Annotated in this window: 12 protein-coding genes; 9 read left to right on the top strand and 3 right to left on the bottom strand. The window is 46.2% G+C overall.

What is annotated here, in order from left to right:
• Positions 1 to 20: 20 nt before the first annotated feature.
• The gene (locus tag MUY27_RS04625) at positions 21 to 1,301 is read right to left on the bottom strand and encodes a sensor histidine kinase (protein ID WP_245128816.1); all 1,281 of its coding nucleotides are present in this window, start codon (positions 1,299 to 1,301) and stop codon (positions 21 to 23) included.
• A 152-nt stretch (positions 1,302 to 1,453) separates the two neighbouring features.
• On the opposite strand from MUY27_RS04625, the gene MUY27_RS04630 reads away from it, so the two are divergent.
• A complete protein-coding gene (locus MUY27_RS04630) occupies positions 1,454 to 2,296 on the top strand; it encodes a PAS domain S-box protein (RefSeq protein WP_245128817.1) in 843 nt (280 codons plus the stop codon).
• 8 nt (positions 2,297 to 2,304) lie between these two features.
• On the opposite strand, the gene MUY27_RS04635 is transcribed toward MUY27_RS04630, so the two are convergent.
• Positions 2,305 to 3,078: an NUDIX hydrolase gene (locus MUY27_RS04635; protein WP_245128818.1), complete on the bottom strand. Its 774-nt coding sequence runs from the start codon at positions 3,076 to 3,078 to the stop codon at positions 2,305 to 2,307.
• Positions 3,079 to 3,165: 87 nt separating this feature from the next.
• Between MUY27_RS04635 and MUY27_RS04640 the strand changes: the two genes are divergently transcribed.
• Positions 3,166 to 5,529, top strand: a complete 2,364-nt coding sequence (locus MUY27_RS04640; protein ID WP_245128819.1) for a glycoside hydrolase family 3 C-terminal domain-containing protein — start codon at positions 3,166 to 3,168, stop codon at positions 5,527 to 5,529.
• A gap of 77 nt (positions 5,530 to 5,606) precedes the next feature.
• Here MUY27_RS04640 and MUY27_RS04645 read toward each other — a convergent pair whose 3' ends face one another.
• Positions 5,607 to 7,217, bottom strand: a complete 1,611-nt coding sequence (locus MUY27_RS04645) for a glycoside hydrolase (RefSeq protein WP_245128820.1) — start codon at positions 7,215 to 7,217, stop codon at positions 5,607 to 5,609.
• Positions 7,218 to 7,429: 212 nt separating this feature from the next.
• On the opposite strand from MUY27_RS04645, the gene MUY27_RS04650 reads away from it, so the two are divergent.
• The 7 genes from MUY27_RS04650 to MUY27_RS04680 all read left to right on the top strand — a co-directional run bounded on the left by MUY27_RS04650 (position 7,430) and on the right by MUY27_RS04680 (position 20,201).
• Positions 7,430 to 8,011 (top strand): RNA polymerase sigma factor, encoded by a 582-nt coding sequence (locus tag MUY27_RS04650; RefSeq protein WP_245128821.1) that lies wholly within the window; start codon positions 7,430 to 7,432, stop codon positions 8,009 to 8,011.
• A 90-nt stretch (positions 8,012 to 8,101) separates the two neighbouring features.
• Positions 8,102 to 9,256, top strand: coding sequence for a FecR family protein (locus MUY27_RS04655; protein ID WP_245128822.1), 1,155 nt, complete (start codon positions 8,102 to 8,104; stop codon positions 9,254 to 9,256).
• 60 nt (positions 9,257 to 9,316) lie between these two features.
• Entirely contained in the window at positions 9,317 to 12,922 is a 3,606-nt protein-coding gene (locus MUY27_RS04660) for a SusC/RagA family TonB-linked outer membrane protein (RefSeq protein ID WP_245128823.1), read from the top strand.
• Between the two features lie 12 nt (positions 12,923 to 12,934).
• Entirely contained in the window at positions 12,935 to 14,380 is a 1,446-nt protein-coding gene (locus MUY27_RS04665; RefSeq protein WP_245128824.1) for a RagB/SusD family nutrient uptake outer membrane protein, read from the top strand.
• Positions 14,381 to 14,389: 9 nt separating this feature from the next.
• Entirely contained in the window at positions 14,390 to 16,837 is a 2,448-nt protein-coding gene (locus tag MUY27_RS04670) for a zinc-dependent metalloprotease (RefSeq protein WP_245128825.1), read from the top strand.
• Positions 16,838 to 16,841: 4 nt separating this feature from the next.
• Entirely contained in the window at positions 16,842 to 17,351 is a 510-nt protein-coding gene (locus MUY27_RS04675; RefSeq protein ID WP_245128826.1) for a DUF3347 domain-containing protein, read from the top strand.
• Between the two features lie 138 nt (positions 17,352 to 17,489).
• Positions 17,490 to 20,201, top strand: coding sequence for a bifunctional YncE family protein/alkaline phosphatase family protein (locus tag MUY27_RS04680; RefSeq protein WP_245128827.1), 2,712 nt, complete (start codon positions 17,490 to 17,492; stop codon positions 20,199 to 20,201).
• Positions 20,202 to 20,212: the final 11 nt, after the last annotated feature.

The raw sequence follows: 20,212 nt of genomic DNA on the forward strand, positions 1-20,212 counted from the left end.
CAAAACTAAAAGCACATTCCCTAAACGGTTTGTGCTTTTGCATTTAACGGGATTTCGAACCAAAAGGTAGAACCTACATTTACCTCGCTGTATAAACCGATAGTACCGCCGTGTATCCGCACAATTTCAGAAGAAATATATAATCCCAGACCAATGCCCGAGTAATTCTGCGAGGTTTCTTCCACCCTGAAAAAACGATCGAAAACAAGCGGGGCCTTATCTTCGGGGATACCAATACCATGGTCAGTCACGGAAATCTTCACCCGGTCCTGACCAATCATTCGGAATGTAATATCTACCGGCTCAGAAGCGGCTGAATATTTGAAAGCATTGGTTAACAGGTTACACAACACCTGCTCCAAACGGTGATAATCTGCAAAAACAACAATCGTATTGTCACCCGTGATATTTACGGTACGCCCATCATTAGCAAAACGGCAGGTCTCGGCGCATTCCTCTACCAGTTCCAATAAATTAAATTCGCTGAAACGCAATTTGAGTCTGTTCTCTTGTATTGCAGCAACGTCAATCAACTCACTGATGATAGAGGTTAACTTTCCAACCTGCTTTGAAGCACGGCTTACATAAGGCGCCAGTTCTTTTAATTCGTCGCTTTTGCCAACTACCTTTTCCAGCATTTGCAGCGTGGCCTTCACACTGGTGACCGGGGTTTTCAATTCATGGCTGGCAATGCTCATAAACTCGTCCTTCTTCGCCATCAGCTCCATAGCTGCCTCGTGTTTCAGTTGATGTTTATGCGCCTCTGCTTCTGCTTTTTTCCGTTCCTCGATCTCTACCTCTAATTCGGCAAGGGTTCTTAAACTATAGATGAAAGGTAGAATCTTATAAAGCGCACCGACCGTTATGATGGAAACTACTGCGGTGAAAAATCGCGTTAAGGCACTTACCCTGTAAACCGGCCACCAGAAAATGATCGCGTCCAGCAGGTGCGTGATTCCGCAAAACAGGATAAAAAGAATAAACAGCCACAACACACGCGGGAAAGGAATATCCTTGCGTTTTTTAACAATGCGGAAAAGTAAAAACGGAATGGCAAAATAAGCTGCCCAGATGGCTACGTCAGAAATGATATAAAGCCAGCCATGAAAATCGCTCCAGGTACCGCAGTGCCAGCGCGGCGGCCAATCATTGGTATTAAAAAGATGACTGAAAAAATACTTGACCTGATCTAAAAACCCCGCCTGCGCAATGTCTTTCCGGGGCATAGCTTTAAAGCATGCAGAGTCGCACTTAGCACCAGAATAAAGCCCTTTTTCTACCGCAAGATCAATTTTTGCCATTGCAAGATATAACGCCTATAGGAAATTAAATGGGAGTTTAAATATTTTCCAAATAACTGATTTGCTAAGTTAACAAAACTGACAATCTTTAAAACAAAACTGACATTTATGCTATCTTTACTGCAATAGCTAAAAATCACTATAGCTTCTGAATGAAAGCCTACGGTCCGTTCCATTTTGATCTCGAACATTTCTTTGAGCTTACGCCAGATTTAATGTGCGTAGCCGGGTTCGATGGCTTCTTTAAAAAAATAAATCCGGCCGTATCTAAAACCCTGGGGTACACCGATGCCGAACTTTACAGCAGACCGATCAATTCATTTGTACATCCCGAAGACCAGCCAGTTACAGCAGAAAAACGTAAGCTCATAGCAGAAGGCATTCCGTTACTGAATTTTGAAAACAGGTACATCACCAAACAAGGGGAGATTGTCTGGCTTACATGGACGTCGGTTTCCGTAAAAAAAGACCAGGTTGTTTTCGCTATTGCTAAAGATATCACCGCGAAGAAAAAGCTGGAAGAATACCGTCGCCTGATGCACATACTGGGCTATCTGCCCGAGCCTAAAGCTTACCGGACCATACTGAAAGAAAATATACCTACCGACCAGGAACTTGCCTCTATCCTGGAAGACGAAGCAGCGGGCCATATCTATCTTTCGCAGGAAAGCGAACGATGGTTAGGCCAGTTTGAAAGCCTGGTAAGAAAACACATCAGCGATGGCGAAGCCATGATCAGCAGGCTGGCGTTGGAACTGGGCATGAGCGAGCGACAGCTGCACCGCCGGGTAAAATCAATTTTGAATGTTACGCCCAACAAATTTATCCGGGTAATCCGCTTGCAGGTGGCAAGGGAAGCCATCGCTTCCGGCAAAATGCGGAGCATTACAGAAATAGCGCGACGGGCCGGTTTCAGCACGCCATCCTATTTTAGAAAACTGTTTAAAGAAGGGTTTTCCGGCCGGGCAGAGCAATGGTTGGGAGACAATTGGTAGAAGAGCGATCAAAAATCGCGCTTCAGCCCATTTCTTAATGCCTCGAAATATTTCTGTTTGTTGAACGAATAAAGATAAGGCGCTTTGTGCGCACCGCCTGTAAAGTGCTTCTCTTTCTTATCCAGTACATCGTAGCCTAGCATCTTGCGGTTAAAATTCCCACGGTCTAATTTTCTGCCTAAAATAGTTTCATAGAGCGATTGCAGGCTCTTCAGCGTAAACTCGCGGGGTAATAAATTATAACCGATGGGCTGGTTGTTCAACTGTAGCCGCATGGTCAGCAAGGCTTTTTCGATAATCTCCCGGTGATCAAAAATTAGTTGCGGTAAGTTATTCAGGTCGTGCCAGCTACATTCGCTCGAAAAATCGTCTGGCAAGGGTTTTACCTTTTCGTATTCTACCAGGGCGTAATAACCTACAGAAATAAACCGTTGCATTAGCCATTTAGATTTCATCAGTTCAGCCTCAATGTTCTGAAAAGCTTCCTGCGAAAGTTCTAACCGGGTACGTTTAGCACTGCCAAATACATAAAACTGCTGTAAAAACAGGTTGGCTAATTGGGTTCGATCTTTCAGCACACGCGCTGCGGCAGCATCAACTTCCTCATCTTTAAAAACATAACCGCCCGGCAAGGCCCACATGTTGCCATGTTTAGCTTTTAACAACAGCACCTTTAATTCGTCCTGATGAAAACCAAAGATCACATTGTCGACAGATACAGCAGGCAAAAAATATTCGTCCCCTTTGGCCAGCATCTCCAGTATCGGTAGTTCGCGTTGCATGGCGTAAAAGAAATTTATTTTGTCTTCAATCCAAAATTTATTTATTATTGAGTCACATTAACTCAATATAAACCAAAACAGATCATCATGGCATCAATCCGTTTACGTGTAACCATTTTGGGTACCGCCTTGCTATGCTACGGCCTGCAGGGAATAGGCCAGTCTAAGCCGCCGCAATTAGGCAAAAGCCCTGTTGCTGATGTCATCAAGGCGATGACGTTGGAAGAAAAAGTACAGCTTTTAGTTGGCGCAGGCTTCAACCTTTCCGGCGCTACCGGCACAGGAACCGGTGTTGGGCAAACACAAGACCGGGTACCCGGTGCAGCAGGCACCACACATGCGATTCCCCGCCTGGGCATACCTTCGCTTGTTACTTCTGACGGGCCTGCCGGTGTACGCATCGATTCTGTAAGAAAGAATAGCCCCGGAAAAACTTACTATGCTACGGCATGGCCGGTAGCGACGCTGCTGGCTTCCACCTGGGATACTGCTTTGGTAAAAAAGGTCGGCGCAGCTTTTGGCCACGAAGCAAAAGAATACGGCATTGATATTATCCTGGCCCCGGCATTGAACATCCACCGTAACCCATTGGGCGGACGAAATTTTGAATACTATTCTGAAGATCCGCTGGTAGCGGGCAGAATTACCGCAGCCATGGTGAACGGTATAGAGGCTAACGGCGTTGGTACCTCTATAAAGCACTTTGCAGCCAATAACCAAGAGACCAACCGGAATACAGTAAATACCATTGTGAGCGAACGTGCTCTGAGAGAGATCTACCTGAAAGGGTTTGAGATTGCGGTGAAGCAATCGCAGCCCTGGACCGTCATGAGTTCTTATAATCTCATCAACGGAACTTATACTTCTGAAAGCAAAGATCTACTGACCACCATCTTAAGGAACGAATGGGGCTTCAAAGGTTTTGTGATGACAGACTGGTTTGGCGGAAAGGATGCCGTTGCCCAGATGCAAGCCGGCAATAACCTGCTGATGCCAGGCGTTCCGGCGCAAAGCACCCAGATCATAGAAGCGGTTAAGAGCGGCAAGCTTTCAGAGAAAGTGCTTGATGCCAACGTAGCGGGTATCCTTAACATCATTCTACGCTCGTCTTCTTTTAAAGGGTATAAATATTCGGACAAACCCGATCTGAAAAAAGACGCACAAATAGCCCGCACCGCCGCTACCGAAGGTATGGTGCTATTAAAGAACGAAAACAGCAGCTTGCCGGTTAGCAAAAATCTACACAACATCGCCCTTTTTGGAATTAACGGTTACGAACTCATCGCCGGTGGAACCGGTAGTGGCGACGTGAATAAGGCGTATAAAGTATCCTTAGCGCAAGGCCTGGCTAATGCAGGTTATGCAATTGATGGCGAATTACAGCAAAAGTTTACGGCCCACCTTGCTGATTATGCCAGTAAACATCCAAAGAAAAACTTTTTCCAGGAGTTTATGAACCCTACCCCACCTGCGCCCGAATATGCGCTGGCTAAAGAAACAATTTTACAGAAAGCATCGGCTACAGATCTGGCTGTGGTTGCCATCGGGCGAAACGCCGGAGAAGGTCGTGACCGTAAGATTGAAGACGATTATGAGTTAAGCAATACTGAAAAGGAATTGCTAAGGAACGTATGCGATGCCTACCACGCACAACATAAAAAGGTAATTGTGGTATTAAATATTGGCGGTGTGATCAGCGTACTACCATGGCGCGATCAGCCTGATGCTATCCTGTTAGCATGGCAACCGGGCCTTGAAGGTGGCAATGCCATTACCGATATTTTAACCGGCAAGGTTAATCCGTCCGGCAAACTGGCTACTACCTTCCCTGCTGCTTACAGCGATGTACCTTCTGCGAAGAGCTTCCCTGGTAAAGAGTTTCCCGAAAAAGCCACCAATGGTATGCTCGGTATGAAATCTACCCCGGCTGAAGTAACCTATGAAGAAGGCATTTACGTTGGCTACCGCTATTACAATACGTTCCATGTAAAACCGGCTTATGAATTTGGCTATGGGTTATCTTATACCAGCTTTAAATACCACGATTTAAAGCTCAGCTCTACTACTTTCAACGGAAAGATCACCGCAACTGTCAGCATTACCAATACCGGGAAGGTCGCCGGGAAAGAAGCTGCACAATTATACCTAAGCGCACCTGCTAAAAAACTGGATAAACCCGCCGAAGAGTTAAAAGGATTTGCCAAAACCCGGTTGTTAAAACCCGGCGAATCGCAAACACTAACGTTTACACTTACACCTTCAGAACTGGCTTCGTTTAATACCCAGGCATCTGCATGGGTTGCGGATGCTGGCAAGTACACGGTAAAAGTAGGCGCTTCATCTGCAGATATTAAACAAACCGCCACATTTACCCTGGCGAAGGATTTAACGGTTGAAAAAGATCACCGGGTAATGGTGCCGCAAGTACAAATCAACGAACTAAAGAAATAGCTTCATATAATAGATGGGGTTTGATACAGAAACAGGCGGCAGTAAAAGGCCGCCTGTTTTTATTTTCCACTGGTTGATCAATTAAAAATAACCGTAGTTACCGACCGCGGCAATAAGCTAATGGCCCCTTTAAACTGTTGCACGGCCGATGGTTTAAGGTTCTCCTTTTCACCCGCTGCTGTTGTATAAGTACGGTAGCTTTTAATACTATTAAAACTTTTTAGTTGCGGGCGGATGCTCCTCGCCTCGTCTGTATAGTTAACTACAACCATCACCAATTTATCCTTGCCGCCGGTAAAGGCAGCAACCATCACGTCCTGCGCTGCTTTAACCTCATCGAGCTGGTCATTACGGCTAGTTAATACCCGTTTCATGCCGGGCCGTATAAATAAACTGTAATTGCCCAGTGCCCAAAGGTTTTTGGTTACGGTAAAGTCGCCATCGGTAAATTGATCATTGGCAGGCTTAAGCGCCAGCAGGTAATACCTTGTGTCCCATTCCGGGCTGCCGGGTTCCCAACTGTTCCAGAACTGCCACGCTGCGGCATTGCCTATGGTCAGGTCCTGGTTAATGATCTTCGCCAGAAACAAGGCACAATCCATCTGGCTGCGTTTTCCCTTCGCGCCTTCGCGGAAACCATCGCCCAGCATTGAATACTCCGACTGCCAGTATTCGATCCCGTATTTTTTTGCGGTATCTGCCAGGTGCCTGCGAACAGCTACCATATTACTATCATTGGTATCGGTAAAATAACTGTGCCCGGCTATAAAACCCGGTACATGCTTTAAGCCGCAAATATTCTGCGGACTTTTATGATCAAAGAACGTCTGGATTTGCCTGGAAGATGCAGATTTACCGCTGTACAGGTAAGTAAGCATACCCGCCTCGGTAACCATAATTTGCGAGGTTAATTTTTTCTTCCCCAGCGAAGCATCTAACGCGGTCGTAACTTTATAGATGTCTGCATTACTCCAGGGGCTTCCTTCCTGGCTGGCCTCTCCGGGTTTGTTCGACCAATCCCATTGCGGTTCATTTACCGGGCTGATGTAGTTAAAATGCAGCCCTTCCGCATCAAAGTGCTTAATCACTTCGCTTAAGAAATCTGCATAAGCCTGGTATTTATCAGGTTGCAGGTTAGCCTGGTAATCCTTTGCGGTTTTAAAACCGCGCCCGTTCAGGTTAAATTGTACCGGCGGCGTATTTGAAAAAGCGATCAGGTTTTCCACCCCATATGCTTTTGCTTTACGTAAAAACCATTGATAACCCGCTTGCTTGTTCCAGTCATACGTACCGTCGGGGTTTAAAAAACATTCCACCCGTTTGCGAAAATCTTTAATGCCGCTGCTATCCCCTTGTTCGGTTGTTCCCCCACCAATATTGAATCGCCAGGCAGAAAGCCCTATTCCTTTCGGGCTGCCATCTGCCGATCTTTCCTTGCTAAAAAGCAGCTCAGCCATTCGTTCCCTTTTTTCCAGTGGCCAGTATTTTCCAATGCCTTCAGAAAACCAACAACCGGAAGCCCCGATATTATGAATAGTCTGCGCTGTCTTTTTTGCATCTACGGTTATCACCAATGGCTGGTCGGCTGTAGTTTGTGCGACGGTGCCGGAACCGAAAAGTAAGGATGCAGGAAGTAAAAGGCTGGAAAACTTGAATTTCATGGAACGGTTGTAGCTTGCTTTTGTCATGTTTCGACGGGTAAAGTGCCCGCAAAATAAGCTTAATTTTCAAAACCCCTAACTGGGCCGGTAATGCATCGATCGAGGCGGAACTTAAATTGTGTAACATTTTAAGTGCAGCGCTTTCACTCTGTTGCTTTCCGGTTTCAGGAATAGGCGTAAAATATATAATTTAGCTGATTAGCTGTTCAACAACGCTTTTAGTACAGATTCCCCGGCGATTGGAAAATTCCGAATTAAATATAACACTCCTCAAACAGGGCGATAAAACCGCTTTCGCCCATGTGTATGACCTCTACAGCGCAATGATCTTTTCGAAATTAATGCGCATGGTGAAGGACAGGATGGTTGCTGAGGAAATATTGCAGGAAGTATTTTTAAAGGTTTGGGAACGAAGGGAAAAGATAGATCCGTCGCAGTCGCTGAAATCATGGATCTATGCCATAGCCATCAACCTGGTTTATGATTATTACCGCAAGTTATCCCGCGACCATAAAATGCAGCAGGTTTTGCTGGACCAGTTTGCCGATCTTTATTATGCCAATAATGACGACGGCATTTTCGAAGAAAGAAAAAAATTATTAGACGAAGCCCTTGCACAATTGCCCCCGCAAAGGTTTGCCGTATTTAAACTTTGCCGCCTGGAAGGAAAAAGCTACCAACAAGCTGCCGAAGAACTGGGAATTAGTCCATCCACTGTCAGCAACCAGTTGGTACAAGCAACAAAAACACTAAAAGAGTATATCTTCAACTCCAAAACGTTGCTTATTTTAATTATTTCGTGGTTTTTTCAAACTAAATAAGTCCAATTTATACCCAATATTAATTTTTTGTGATTTTTCTCACTTTTTGAATAGTGTATTTTAATCTTCCGAGCGTATTAGTGTTATATTATGAATAAAAACAACCAGATAAACAATTACTACCAAAGGTTTCTGTCAAATACAGCAACCCGCGAAGAAGTAAATGCATTGTTTATCTTTTTTAAAGAGGCGGAAGACAGCGAACTGAAGGAACTGCTTAGAACTACCGAAGTTAACGAAACTGCCAATGACGACTATCGTGAACTGTTGCAGGATCTGAAAGAGCGCGTTTTAGAAAGAGCTTTCGGCCAGGAGCAGAAGGTTGTTACGTTAACGTCACGCCACAACAAGACACGGTATTATGTTGCTGCGGCTTCTGCCACGGCTATTTTATCTGTTGCCACTATTTTCTACGCTAGGTTATCCAAACAAGCTAATGTAGCTTCGGATCTTAAACCGGGCACTGACCGCGCCATGCTGGTTTTCGACAAGCATGATACCCTTCGGCTGGAAGGTAACAAATCATCCGTGTTGCTTAACAAAGGCAGTTTTACCATCAGCAGAACTAAAACCGGCACCATTGTTTACCGGGTTAACGGCCGGGATACCGCAGAACTGAACCGTCAGCACACGCTCACAACACCGCGCGGCGGCGAATACCACGTACGCTTGTCTGACGGCACCGAGGTACAACTGAACTCAGAATCTGAACTGGCCTTTACCGTCGGCTTCACCGGGCATCAACGTAAGGTAAAATTAACCGGCGAAGCCTATTTCGAGGTGGCCCATGATAAAGAAAAACCATTTATTGTAAGCACCCCGGGAGAAGAGGTACAGGTATTAGGCACAAAATTCAATATCAGCAACTACCCTGAAGATGAAGGCCCCGTTACCACCCTGATGCAGGGCAGCGTTAAGGTAACAGCAAATAAGGCAACCGCTATGCTGAAACCCGGCCAGCAAAGCCGTATCAATAATTCGGCAATAGCCGTTACCGATGTGGACGGAGAATTGTTCGATGCCTGGAAAAACGGAGAATTTGTATTTGAAAACACACCGCTAAGCCAGATTATGCACCGGCTGGCCAGGTGGTACGATTTTGATATTGACTATAGTAAACTCCCCAATAAAAACTATTACATCCGGATCAGCAAGCAGGTTAACCTCTCCGAAGTGCTTCGCATGATCACCGTCACCAGTGGCGTGAAGTTTAAAATTGAAGAAAGGAGGGTGATGGTGATGTAAACAGACACCTGCAAACTTCAATTTCACTTCCTTTCACATTATCCCTTTTTACTTTAAAATATGACGATTTTTACCCGAAATAAATGCGGGAAGCCCTTTTATTGCTTTCCCCGAACTAAAACTTTTATACTCACGCTATGCTTCAGCGCCTTTTTCGCGTGCAGCGTATGGGCTCAAACCGTAACTATTAATTTAAAAAACGTTCCTTTCGAAAAGGCTATCGCTGATATTTCAAAGAAAACCGGCTACCAGTTTTTATTTGATGCCGCTTACCTTAAAAATGCCGTTCCGGTTACGCTAAACGTAAGCAATGCCGAGTTTAGCGAATTGATGCGCCAGCTTTTCAACGGGCAGCCTTTTACTTATGAGATCAACAAAAAGGTGATCATCATCAAGTCTAAAACCCTTCAGGTAAATCCTATACAGATCAGGGGAAGGGTGATCGATACTACAGGGGTTCCGCTACCTGGCGTTGAAGTGCGTATCAAAGGCGAATCTGCGGCAGCTAAAACGGCTATGGATGGCTCTTTTACCATCACTACCCTAAACAGTTCGCCTACCGTTGTTACCCGCAGCATTGGTTTCACCACCAAAGAAACGCAGCTTTTCAATGTACAGCCTGCATCCTACTTTACCGTTGTGATGAACGTAGGTAATTCAAACCTAAAGGAAGTTGTGGTAACGGGTTACCAGATATTATCTAAAGAACGCAGTACAGCAAGTATCGTTAAGGTGGATTCAGCTACGCTGAACCAGCAACTGAACGTAAGTTTGGTAACAGCGCTGGAGGGCCGCGTGGCTGGTTTAAGGCTCACCAACGGCACCAATGACATTGTGATGCGTGGCCCTGCTACCTTCCTGACATCCAGCATTACCACTTACCCGCTCATTGTGGTTGATGGCCTTCCGACTAATTACAGGCTTGAAGAAATCAATCCATACGACGTCGCTTCTATTTACGTATTGAAAGATGCAGCAGCGGCCTCTATCTACGGTTCGCAATCGGCAAACGGGGTAATTGTAATTACCACCAAATCTGGCACAAAGAATACGGTATCTATCAACGCAAACGCCGATTTCTTTGTCAACCAGAAGCCGGATATCAACAAGATGCACTATGCCTCTACGGGCCAGATCATCGATTACGAAACCGCTAAGTATAAATCTGAAGTACAAAATTATGCCAATGCCGGCGCGATGTTTAACTACTATGGCGATATCGGCAACGGCACCATCCGCTATTACTCGCCGCTCTACCAGCTTTTCCGCGACCAGTATGAAGGCAGGATCACCACTGACCAGCTAAACAGCACGCTGAACAACTGGAGAGGGAATGATTACATCCGTGATTACGTAAACAATGTTTGGCAAAACGAAACCCGCAACCGTTATAATCTTTCGCTAAGTTCCGGTTCAGCTAAAAGCAATACCTATGTTTCTTTGAACTATGACGAAAACGCTTTCAGGATAAAATACAACCAGAGCAAAGCGTTAAACATGTATTTCAAATCAGCTTTCAATGTAAACAAATGGCTTACCGCCACCATGGGTTTGAATGGCCAGTACACCATGTCTGATGCTACTGATAATTCTTACAGCGACTACGGCTTGCAGGAACGTTACCAGCGCATTGTAGATGGCAACGGTAACCACGTGCTTTCTGATTATGTAAACCTTTCTGACGGTTTTGGCAACAGCGGTAACATGAACGGCGTTGTCGCTTCGAAGATCAAAGGCCTGGCTGATTTTAAACCGGTAAGCTTTAACATTCTTGATGAACTGCAAAACGGCATTACACAGCGCCGCGCTTTAAACCTGCGCGCATTTACTAACCTGGGTGTTAAGTTCTATAAAGATTTAAGGTACGATATCTCTTTCCAGTACGAGATCAAGAACTCGAATACCGAGCAGTTCTACAGCGCAGATTCATACAAAATGCGTTACCTGTACGATGCCTTTACCACGTTTAATACCGCAACCGGCAAGTACGAACACAACGTAATTAACACTGGCGGCCGCTTTGCCCAGTCTAATGCGCGCAGCTATGACTACACCTTCAGGCAACAGCTGAATTATGACCACACCTTTAAACAAGGTAGTAACGAGCATAACATCACCGCTATTGGTGGTTTTGAAATGCGCGAAACACAAACACCAAGATTCCTGAGCGATACCCGTTACAGCTATAATCCGCAGTTATTAACTGCGCAGCCGGTAGACTGGTACACCCTTAGCAACACCGGTGTAACAGGTTATTTATTTGGAAGAACTACTTTGGGTTCTAACGCCACCAAGCAAAGCATCGGCCTGATCCGCAGCATTTCCTATTACGGCAATGCCAGCTATATGCTTAACAGCAAATACAACCTTACCGGAAGCGTCCGCGTAGACCAGGCAAGCTTCTTCGGGCTGGATCCCAAATACAAATGGCGCCCTATATGGTCGGCAGGTGCGGGTTGGAATGTCAGCAACGAAGATTTCATGAAAGAGGTAAGCTGGCTTAACTATCTTAAAGCAAGGGTGACCTATGGCATCAACGGTAACTCCGACGTATCGTCGTTTGCCTATGCGGTAGCATCGTTAAAATCAGATGTATTGTTCCCTTCGGTAAGCTACCCTACCATTACCACCTTCCCCAACCCTAAATTGCGCTGGGAAACCACGCAAACAACCAACCTGGGCTTCGACTTTGCCGTGTTGAAGAACCGTATTAAAGGAAGCATAGATCTTTATAACCGCTACAGCAAAGACCTGCTGAGCACTAACGAACTTGACCCTACCGTAGGTACATTGTCCCGCGTGATCAATAACGGCAGCATGCGTAACCGTGGTATCGAACTTAGCTTGAGTTCTGATTGGTTCAGAACCAACGACTGGACATTGGGCTCTACCATCGTCTACGCCTATAATAAAAACAAGGTGATAGATGTGTACTTCACCAATGCAAGCGCAACGTCTTACGTATCGGCCCCCGGCAACTATTATTTTGCCAATGCGCCGTACCAAAGCATCTATGCTTACCGCTACGCCGGCATGACCAATGGCTACCCTTATTACTACGACCAGAACGGCAAACCGAACGTCACTTTCGACTCCAACGGTACGCCGACAAGTGTGGTGTCTATCAATACACCGGCAGCGCTGGTAAACATGGGCAGTGTGTTACCGATATGGAACGGTTCATTCTCGCAACGTATTGGCTACAAGAACCTGCAGTTAAACGTGTTATTCATTTATTCTGGCGGAAATAAATTACGTAAAGAAGTGGTGCCGCTTTCTGCCATTACCAGCAATGTCATGAACGAAGGTATCGGCACCTTGTATACCAACGGTAATACCGACGTTCCGCGCTTATATTTTGAATACCCTAACAGTATCAAAAGTTATGCATCAACCCTTTCAAGTATGTGGGTTAATGGCGATAACCAGATCCTGAGCGCTGATTATATCAAACTGCGTAACGTATCACTTTCTTACGCATTACAGAGCAGCCTGATCAAAAAGCTCCACGTCAATACGGTAAAGCTTACAGCCCAGGTGAACAACCTTTGGTATTGGAGCGCGGCCGGTAAAGATATCGACCCGGAGGCTTACAGCCTTAACGGTGGTAGCCGCAGCTTGCCCATCCCACGCTCATTCTTAGTTGGTTTAAACGTAGGCTTTTAAGAAAAAAATCTCATGAAACTTTTCAAGCAGTTAACTTTATTCGTCACTTTCCTTTCATGCATGGGCATTATGTCCTCATGCAATAAATACCTCGACGTGGTGCCCAAAGGGCAGCAGGTGATCGAAAGCACCAATGATTATTACAACATGGTAGCGCTGCCCAACCGCGGCTACCCCATCAATAATTTCCAGTACCTGGTAGACGACATGTGGATCAAGGAGTCCTATGTGATCGGTCAGCCTAAGAGTATCGATATTGTCAATTTTACTTTTGACGAGCAGTTTAACCGTCCAGACCTGCTTACCGCAAGTTCATTCTACAACCAGTGCTACAGCTACATTAACCGCTGGAACATGATTATTACCCTGGTGGATGGCAGTAACGGCGACGACCCGGCGAAAAAGGTACTGGCAAAATCTGAAGCGCGTATGCTGCGCGCCTTTGATTATTTCCTGCTCATCAACGTTTATGCTAAATCTTACGACCCGTCTACAGCAGGTACAGATGGTGGTGTTTGCATCATGGACAAATACGACCTGGAGGCAACACCTAAAAAATCTACGGTTGCAGAAGTGTATGATTTCATTCAGAAAGACATTGATGAATCGATCCCAAACCTACAGGAAAAACCGGTAGACCCCTACCACCCTTCCCTGGCTTTTGCTTATGCGTTGAAAGCAAAAGTGCATCTGTTTAGAAAGCAGTATGCCGAAGCTAAAGCTGCAGCTCTAAAATCATTAAGCTACAACAACCAGATCTTCGACCTGGTGAAGTATACCTCGCAGGGCGGCCCGACAGCACTGCCAACTACCGCAGCCAATAACCCCGAAGTTTTAAGCTTTATGTACATGACGGGCTACAACGAGATGAACTTCGCCTATACCTATATTATCAGCCCTGAGTTAAAGCAGTTGTTTGGCAGTAACGACGCCCGTTTCAACCTTTTCTTTACTACCGGCCCAAGTTCATTCCTGGATGCGGGTTCTGGTACTGCCTTCTGGAACGTCCCTTACACCAAATTCTTCTACCCTACAGTAGGTTTGAAAACTACCGAAGTTTACCTGATGCTGGCCGAGTGTTACGCTCGTGAAGGGAACCTGACAGAGGCCATGAACATCGTGAACAACCTTCGCAGCAAACGGATCACCCAGGCCAGCCAGGCACAATTAGCCGTTCCTGCTACCACGAAGGCTACGATGGATATCATCATCCAGGAGCGCCGCAAGGAATTGCTGTTTGGCTTTAACCGCTTCTTTGACCTGAAGCGCTTTAACCTGGAACCCGATTACGCTAAAACCATCGTACGCAAGTTCCCGATCGTGAACACTACCGTACCGCAGCAAACCTATACCCTGCAGCCTAATTCGCGGATGTACATTATTCCTTTCGGGCAGGATGTGCTGCGGAAGAACCCTTCACTGACACTTAACACCAACGAAACTATACCGTTTAGGTAAGCTAATTTTATGAAATACATCTTATCACTGGCGCTGATGCTGAGCTTCATGCTCAGCTTCGCCCAGCATCCGGTTAGCCCCGCAGCAAAACCAGATTCTGTAAAAAAACCGGCAACGTTAATGCCGTATAGCAAAGTTATACCTGCTACTGCCATTCAAAAGCATGGCATGTTTACGGTAGACTATGTGGACAATAAGTACTACTTTGAAATACCCGATTCACTGATTGGCCGCTACTTTCTGGCAGTGACACGATATGTGGGCACGCCGCAGGGCGCACGGATCTATGGTGGCGAAGAAGCCAACGAGCAGTCGGTTTATTTTGAACGGATGGAAGGCAATAAACTGTTGCTGAGGGCAGTGGTTTACCGCCAGGACAGCGAAGATAGCACGCAGGCCATTTACAAAGCCGTACAGAACTCTAATGTAAACCCGGTTGTAGCCGCGTTTGATATTAAAGCGATTAACCAGGCAGAACACCGTTCGGTAATTGATGTAACAGACCTGCTGAAAAAAGACAACGCTGTTTTCTCTATCTCGGCTGATAGCAAATCAGAAGCAAAACTGGGTGGATTACTTGACGACCGCTCGTTCATCACCCGCGTAAATGCCTACCCTATCAATATCGAGGTGAAGACCATGAAAACCTATTCTTCATCCGGCGTAGGGATACAGGCCGGCAGAGCAGCGGGGGCCGTCACTTTTAACATGAACCTTTCGATGGTACTGTTGCCGAAGGTTCCGATGAAAAAACGCCTTTTTGATGAGCGTGTAGGTTATTTCGCCAACAGGTATACATTGTTTAAGGATAGCAGCCAGCGCAGCAGCACGCTTGATTTTATTCAGCGTTACCGGTTAGAACCGAAGCCCGAAGATGTAGATAAATACAACAGAGGCATTCTGGTTGAACCACGCAAACAAATTGTTTATTACATCGATCCGGCGACGCCAAAAAAATGGCGGCCATATTTAATCGCTGGTGTAAACGACTGGCAGAAAGCCTTCGAACAAGCAGGGTTTAAGAACGCCATTGTTGCCAAAGAATGGCCGGAAAATGATAGCACGATGAGCTTGGAAGATGCGCGTTTTTCGGTGATCAGGTATGCCGCTTCTGAAACACCCAATGCCTACGGTCCGCGTATTTCTGATCCGCGCAGCGGCGAAATTATAGAGGCGCACGTGGTATGGTTCCATAACGTAATGAAATTACTGCACGGCTGGTACATGATCCAGGCAGGTGCGGTAGACCCCCGTGCACGAAAAATGAAGTTCGATGATGAACTCATGGGCGAGCTGATCCGCTTTGTATCATCTCATGAAGTTGGCCATACGCTTGGTTTAAGGCACAACATGGGCGCCAGCAGCCAAACACCTGTAGAAAATCTTCGTAACAAAAAGTGGGTGGAAGCAAACGGCCATACGGTATCAATAATGGACTATGCTCGTTTCAACTATGTTGCCCAGCCGGAAGACCATATCGGAAAAGCAGGAATCTATCCCCGCATCGGCATTTACGATAAATGGGCCATCCAATGGGGTTACCGCGTGTTTCCGGGCAACCAGACGACCGAACAAGAAAGCAAATTACTTAATAAGCTGACGGTTGATAGCCTGACTAAAAACCCGCGTTTGTGGTTTGGCGGCGAAGGCAAGAACGAAGACCCGAGAAGCCAGTCTGAAGACCTGGGTGATGATGTGGTGAAAGCCAATGAATACGGTATCAAGAACCTCAAAAGAGTAGTGCCTCAATTACCAGAGTGGACTAAAGAAGAAGGTGACCTGTATGATAACCTGGCAGAAATGCACAAAACAGCGGTAGCCCAATACCAGCGTTATTTATTTCATGTGATGAAGAACATCGCGGGCCGTTATGTTACTGTTAAAAGCGTGGAACAGTCTGGTCCGGTTTATACACCGGTTCCCCGTGCACGCGTTAAGGAAACCATCAGTTATGTAGGCCGTAACGTATTTGAAGCCCCTTTATGGTTATATCCGCAAAGCATCACCAGTAAAACAGGTGCTAAAACGGCAGATGATATTATCGACCTTCAAAACCAGATCATGAACGTACTGCTGGCGCCGACGTTGCTGTATAATCTTAATAATATCGCGCTGCAATCGAATGATCCCTACCCCGTTGCAGAATATCTTAAAGATGTAGAAAAACAGGTATGGAAACCATTTGGAAAAAACGCGCTAAGCAATAGCATCCGGCGCAGTTTGCAGCGTTCTTACGTAGAAAAGCTGGATTTCATCATCAATCCCAGACAGGTTAAAGATGGCGTAATGCGTTCGAACACCCAGCGCGACGACACCCGGCTTTTGGCTTTAGCCCATGCTAGAAAATTAAAAAGTGATGTAAAGCTGCTTGCTGCGGCCGATGTACGAAACGCTGATCATTACCGCGATATTATTCATCAAATAGACAAGATTTTGTACGATCAAAACAAATTATAAACCCATGATAAAACAACTAAAATCTACCTTGATCCTGCTTTTGCTGCTGGCAACCGGCAAATTTGCGGTAGCCCAGCAGGACACCGCTATCGCCATCCGCAACAACAAAGTATTACCAGCCTATGTGGCACTGCACGGCAAATTGATCCAGTCGGATTTTGCGGGTGCTACTGCTGCCGCTAAAACATTGACTGAAGAATTGCCAAAGATCCATCTGCGTTCGCATGACCTGAATGACCTGATGTCGCTGAAAGTCCTTCGTAAAGAAACAGTAGATGCCGCAAATACAGTTGCAACAGCGCCCAATATTAACGAGCAACGCAAGCAATTCGCCGTATTATCGCAAAAGCTATGGGAACTGGCAGGCAGGTACAGGTTCATTAAAGAATCGACCATTTATTACAACCAATGCCCCATGACGGGCGTTACCTGGATCAGCGATAATAAGACTATCCAGAACCCCTACTACCCTAAAAATATGCTCACCTGCGGCGAGATCAAAGCCCAGTTGTAAGTACCGCTAATTTTCTAAGTTAGTATTGATAGAACCGCTTCAAGTTAAATACATTGAGGCGGTTTTCTTTTTCCTGCGAAACTGTTCCTGTTAAAGGCTTTATTCTTTTTAACTTAGCCGGACAATTTGCTGATTTCCATGGCTACCAAACGTCCGGGTTTCTTCACCCTCGCTGCATCTTTATTTCTGCTGTCTTCCTGTCATTCGTTTTTAGGATCTGATAAAAAAGGTTCTGACGATCAAACGAACTATCATTCTGCTTATGACGATAGCACCTTAAACCGAAGTAAATTACCGGTGATGATGCCGTATAACCGGATCATTCAACCTGCCGGTGAACTGATTACCTACGGCAGCCCGGAGGTAGAGAACCATAGCCTCGACTTGAAACAGATAGAGGGTACAGACCTGATCGCCGTGGAAGACCGTTACGGCATCGCCATTATCAATAAAGCAACCAAAAAACTGGTGAGCCGGTGGGCCTACCCCAACGAGAATATTTATCGCGGACTGATGAGTACCTATTCAGGTATAGAGGTAGCTAAAATAGGCGGGCAGGTACACATTTTCTGGAGCGCGGCCAGCGGCGATACCGGGAAATCAGTAGTGTTAGATGCCGTTTGGGACGGGCAGAACATCAAGATTAACGATACCATTAACTTTGCACCGGAAGCCCCTGCCCCACTGGCCCTGCCAAATGAAGTAGCTATTAACCAGGAAAACGGAAAGTATTACCTCTACGTGGTACTGAACGGTAATAACAAGCTGGTAAAAATTGATGTGGTTGATAAAAAAACCGTATGGTCTGTCCCTACCGGTGCTGCACCTTATGGCCTTACCATTGTTAAAGGCAGGGCTTTTGTAACCAACTGGGGCGGCAACATCCCTACCGAAGGCACCAAGGACGAGACAGCGGGTATCCCTTACGGAAAGGTATATACTAATCCGGTTACCGGCGCTACCCGCGAAGGCACTGTCGGCGTGTTTGATATTACGGACGGCAAGCAGATCAAAAATATTGAAGTGGGCCTGCACCCGAACGATATTATTTCGAATCACAAGGAAGACCGGCTGTATGTGACCAATAGTAACAGCGATGCGGTATCTGTTATTGATGTGGCGACATTACAAAAAACAGCAGACATTTCTGTTAAGATCAATACCGGCGAAGCAGGCTTTATTGGAGATTCGCCCAACGCGCTGACCATCAGCCCGGACGACCGTACGCTGTACGTTGCTAATGGCATGGACAATGCCATAGCCGTAATTAAACTGAACGAAGGTAAAGCAGGAAAAGTAGCCGGTTATATCCCAACAGAAGCCTACCCAGGCGGCCTGGCAATGGATAACGACCAACTTTATGTGGCCAACCTGGAAGGCGAAGGCGCACGTGTAAGCACTAAAGAAATTAAAGGCGCAAAAGGGGAAGCCGAAAATTTTGACGGCGAGGCCTATAACTCGCATCACCAGAAGGCAACCATATCGATCATTCCATTACCTGATGACGCTACCCTGGTCAGCTACACCAAAAAGGTAAAAGACCTGATGCTGGATTTCCGTACGGATTTGGCAAAACTTACCCCAAGACCTAACCAGCCTGAACGGCCGATGCCCGAACGTGTCGGCGAGCCGTCGGTGTTTAAGCATGTTATTTATATTATCAAAGAAAACCGCACTTACGACCAGGTTTTAGGCGACCTGCCGCAAGGGAATGGTCGTAAAGAGCTGTGCGTTTTCGGAGACAGCATTACCCCCAACCAACACCAACTGGCTAAAAACTTTGTACTGCTGGATAACTATTATGCTTCCGGAAAATGTTCTGCAGAAGGGCACCAATGGACAGATGCCGGAATGGCTTCTGACTATATCGAGAAGAACGTTAGGGCATGGTTCCGCAGTTACCCGCACGTGCAAACAGATGCGATGGTGTATAACAAGAAAGGCTTTATCTGGAATAATGCCGCCGACCATGGCCGCAGCGTCAGGATATACGGCGAAGCGTCGCTACCGGATATCGACCCCAAACTTACCTGGACGAACATTTACGACAATTATAAATCCGGTAAGCCGCTTAAATTTTTTAACAGAAGCACGATTGCGCGCGTAAGGCCGATGCTGTCGCAAAATTATCCCGCATCTGATTACCTGAAAATCACCGATCAGATACGCGCAGATGCCTTTATTAAAGAGCTTAAAGATTTTGAGAAAAAACCCGGCGACCAGTTCCCTAACCTGTGTGTAATGGCACTTTCTACAGACCATACCGTGGGTACACGCCCGGGTATGCCTACCCCCCGCGCCATGGTTGCCGATAACGACCTGGCCGTCGGCCGGATTGTAGAAGCCATCAGCAAAAGTCGTTTCTGGAAAAACACGGTGATATTCATTACGGAAGACGATTCGCAGGCCGGTTGGGACCATGTTTCCGCTTACCGTACCACCGGAAATGTGATCAGCCCGTATAGCCGCCAGCAAAGAGCTATCTCTACCAATTACAACCAAACTTCTGTCGTTCGTTCCATCGAGCAGATCCTTGGCATCCCTCCGATGAACCTGATGGATGCTACCGCCCTGCCGATGTTTAATTGTTTTACCCAAAAAGCGTCCGCTTACACCTACACCGCGGTACCTAATAAGGTTAGGCTAAACGAGATGAACCCGGGCTTGTCTTCATTAAAAGGGAAATCGCTCTATTATGCAAGGCAATCCTTGCGCCCCGAGTATGACCATGTGGATGGAGGAAATGACGGTATCATGAACCGTATATTATGGTATTACGCAAAAGGAGCTAAACTATATCCCGAAAAACTTGCCGGTAAAGCCGAAGCAGACGATGATGACGACGATTAGCACATATGGCT

This window comes from Mucilaginibacter straminoryzae (genome assembly GCF_022953055.1).
In the GTDB taxonomy this organism is placed as follows: Bacteria; Bacteroidota; Bacteroidia; order Sphingobacteriales; family Sphingobacteriaceae; genus Mucilaginibacter; species Mucilaginibacter straminoryzae.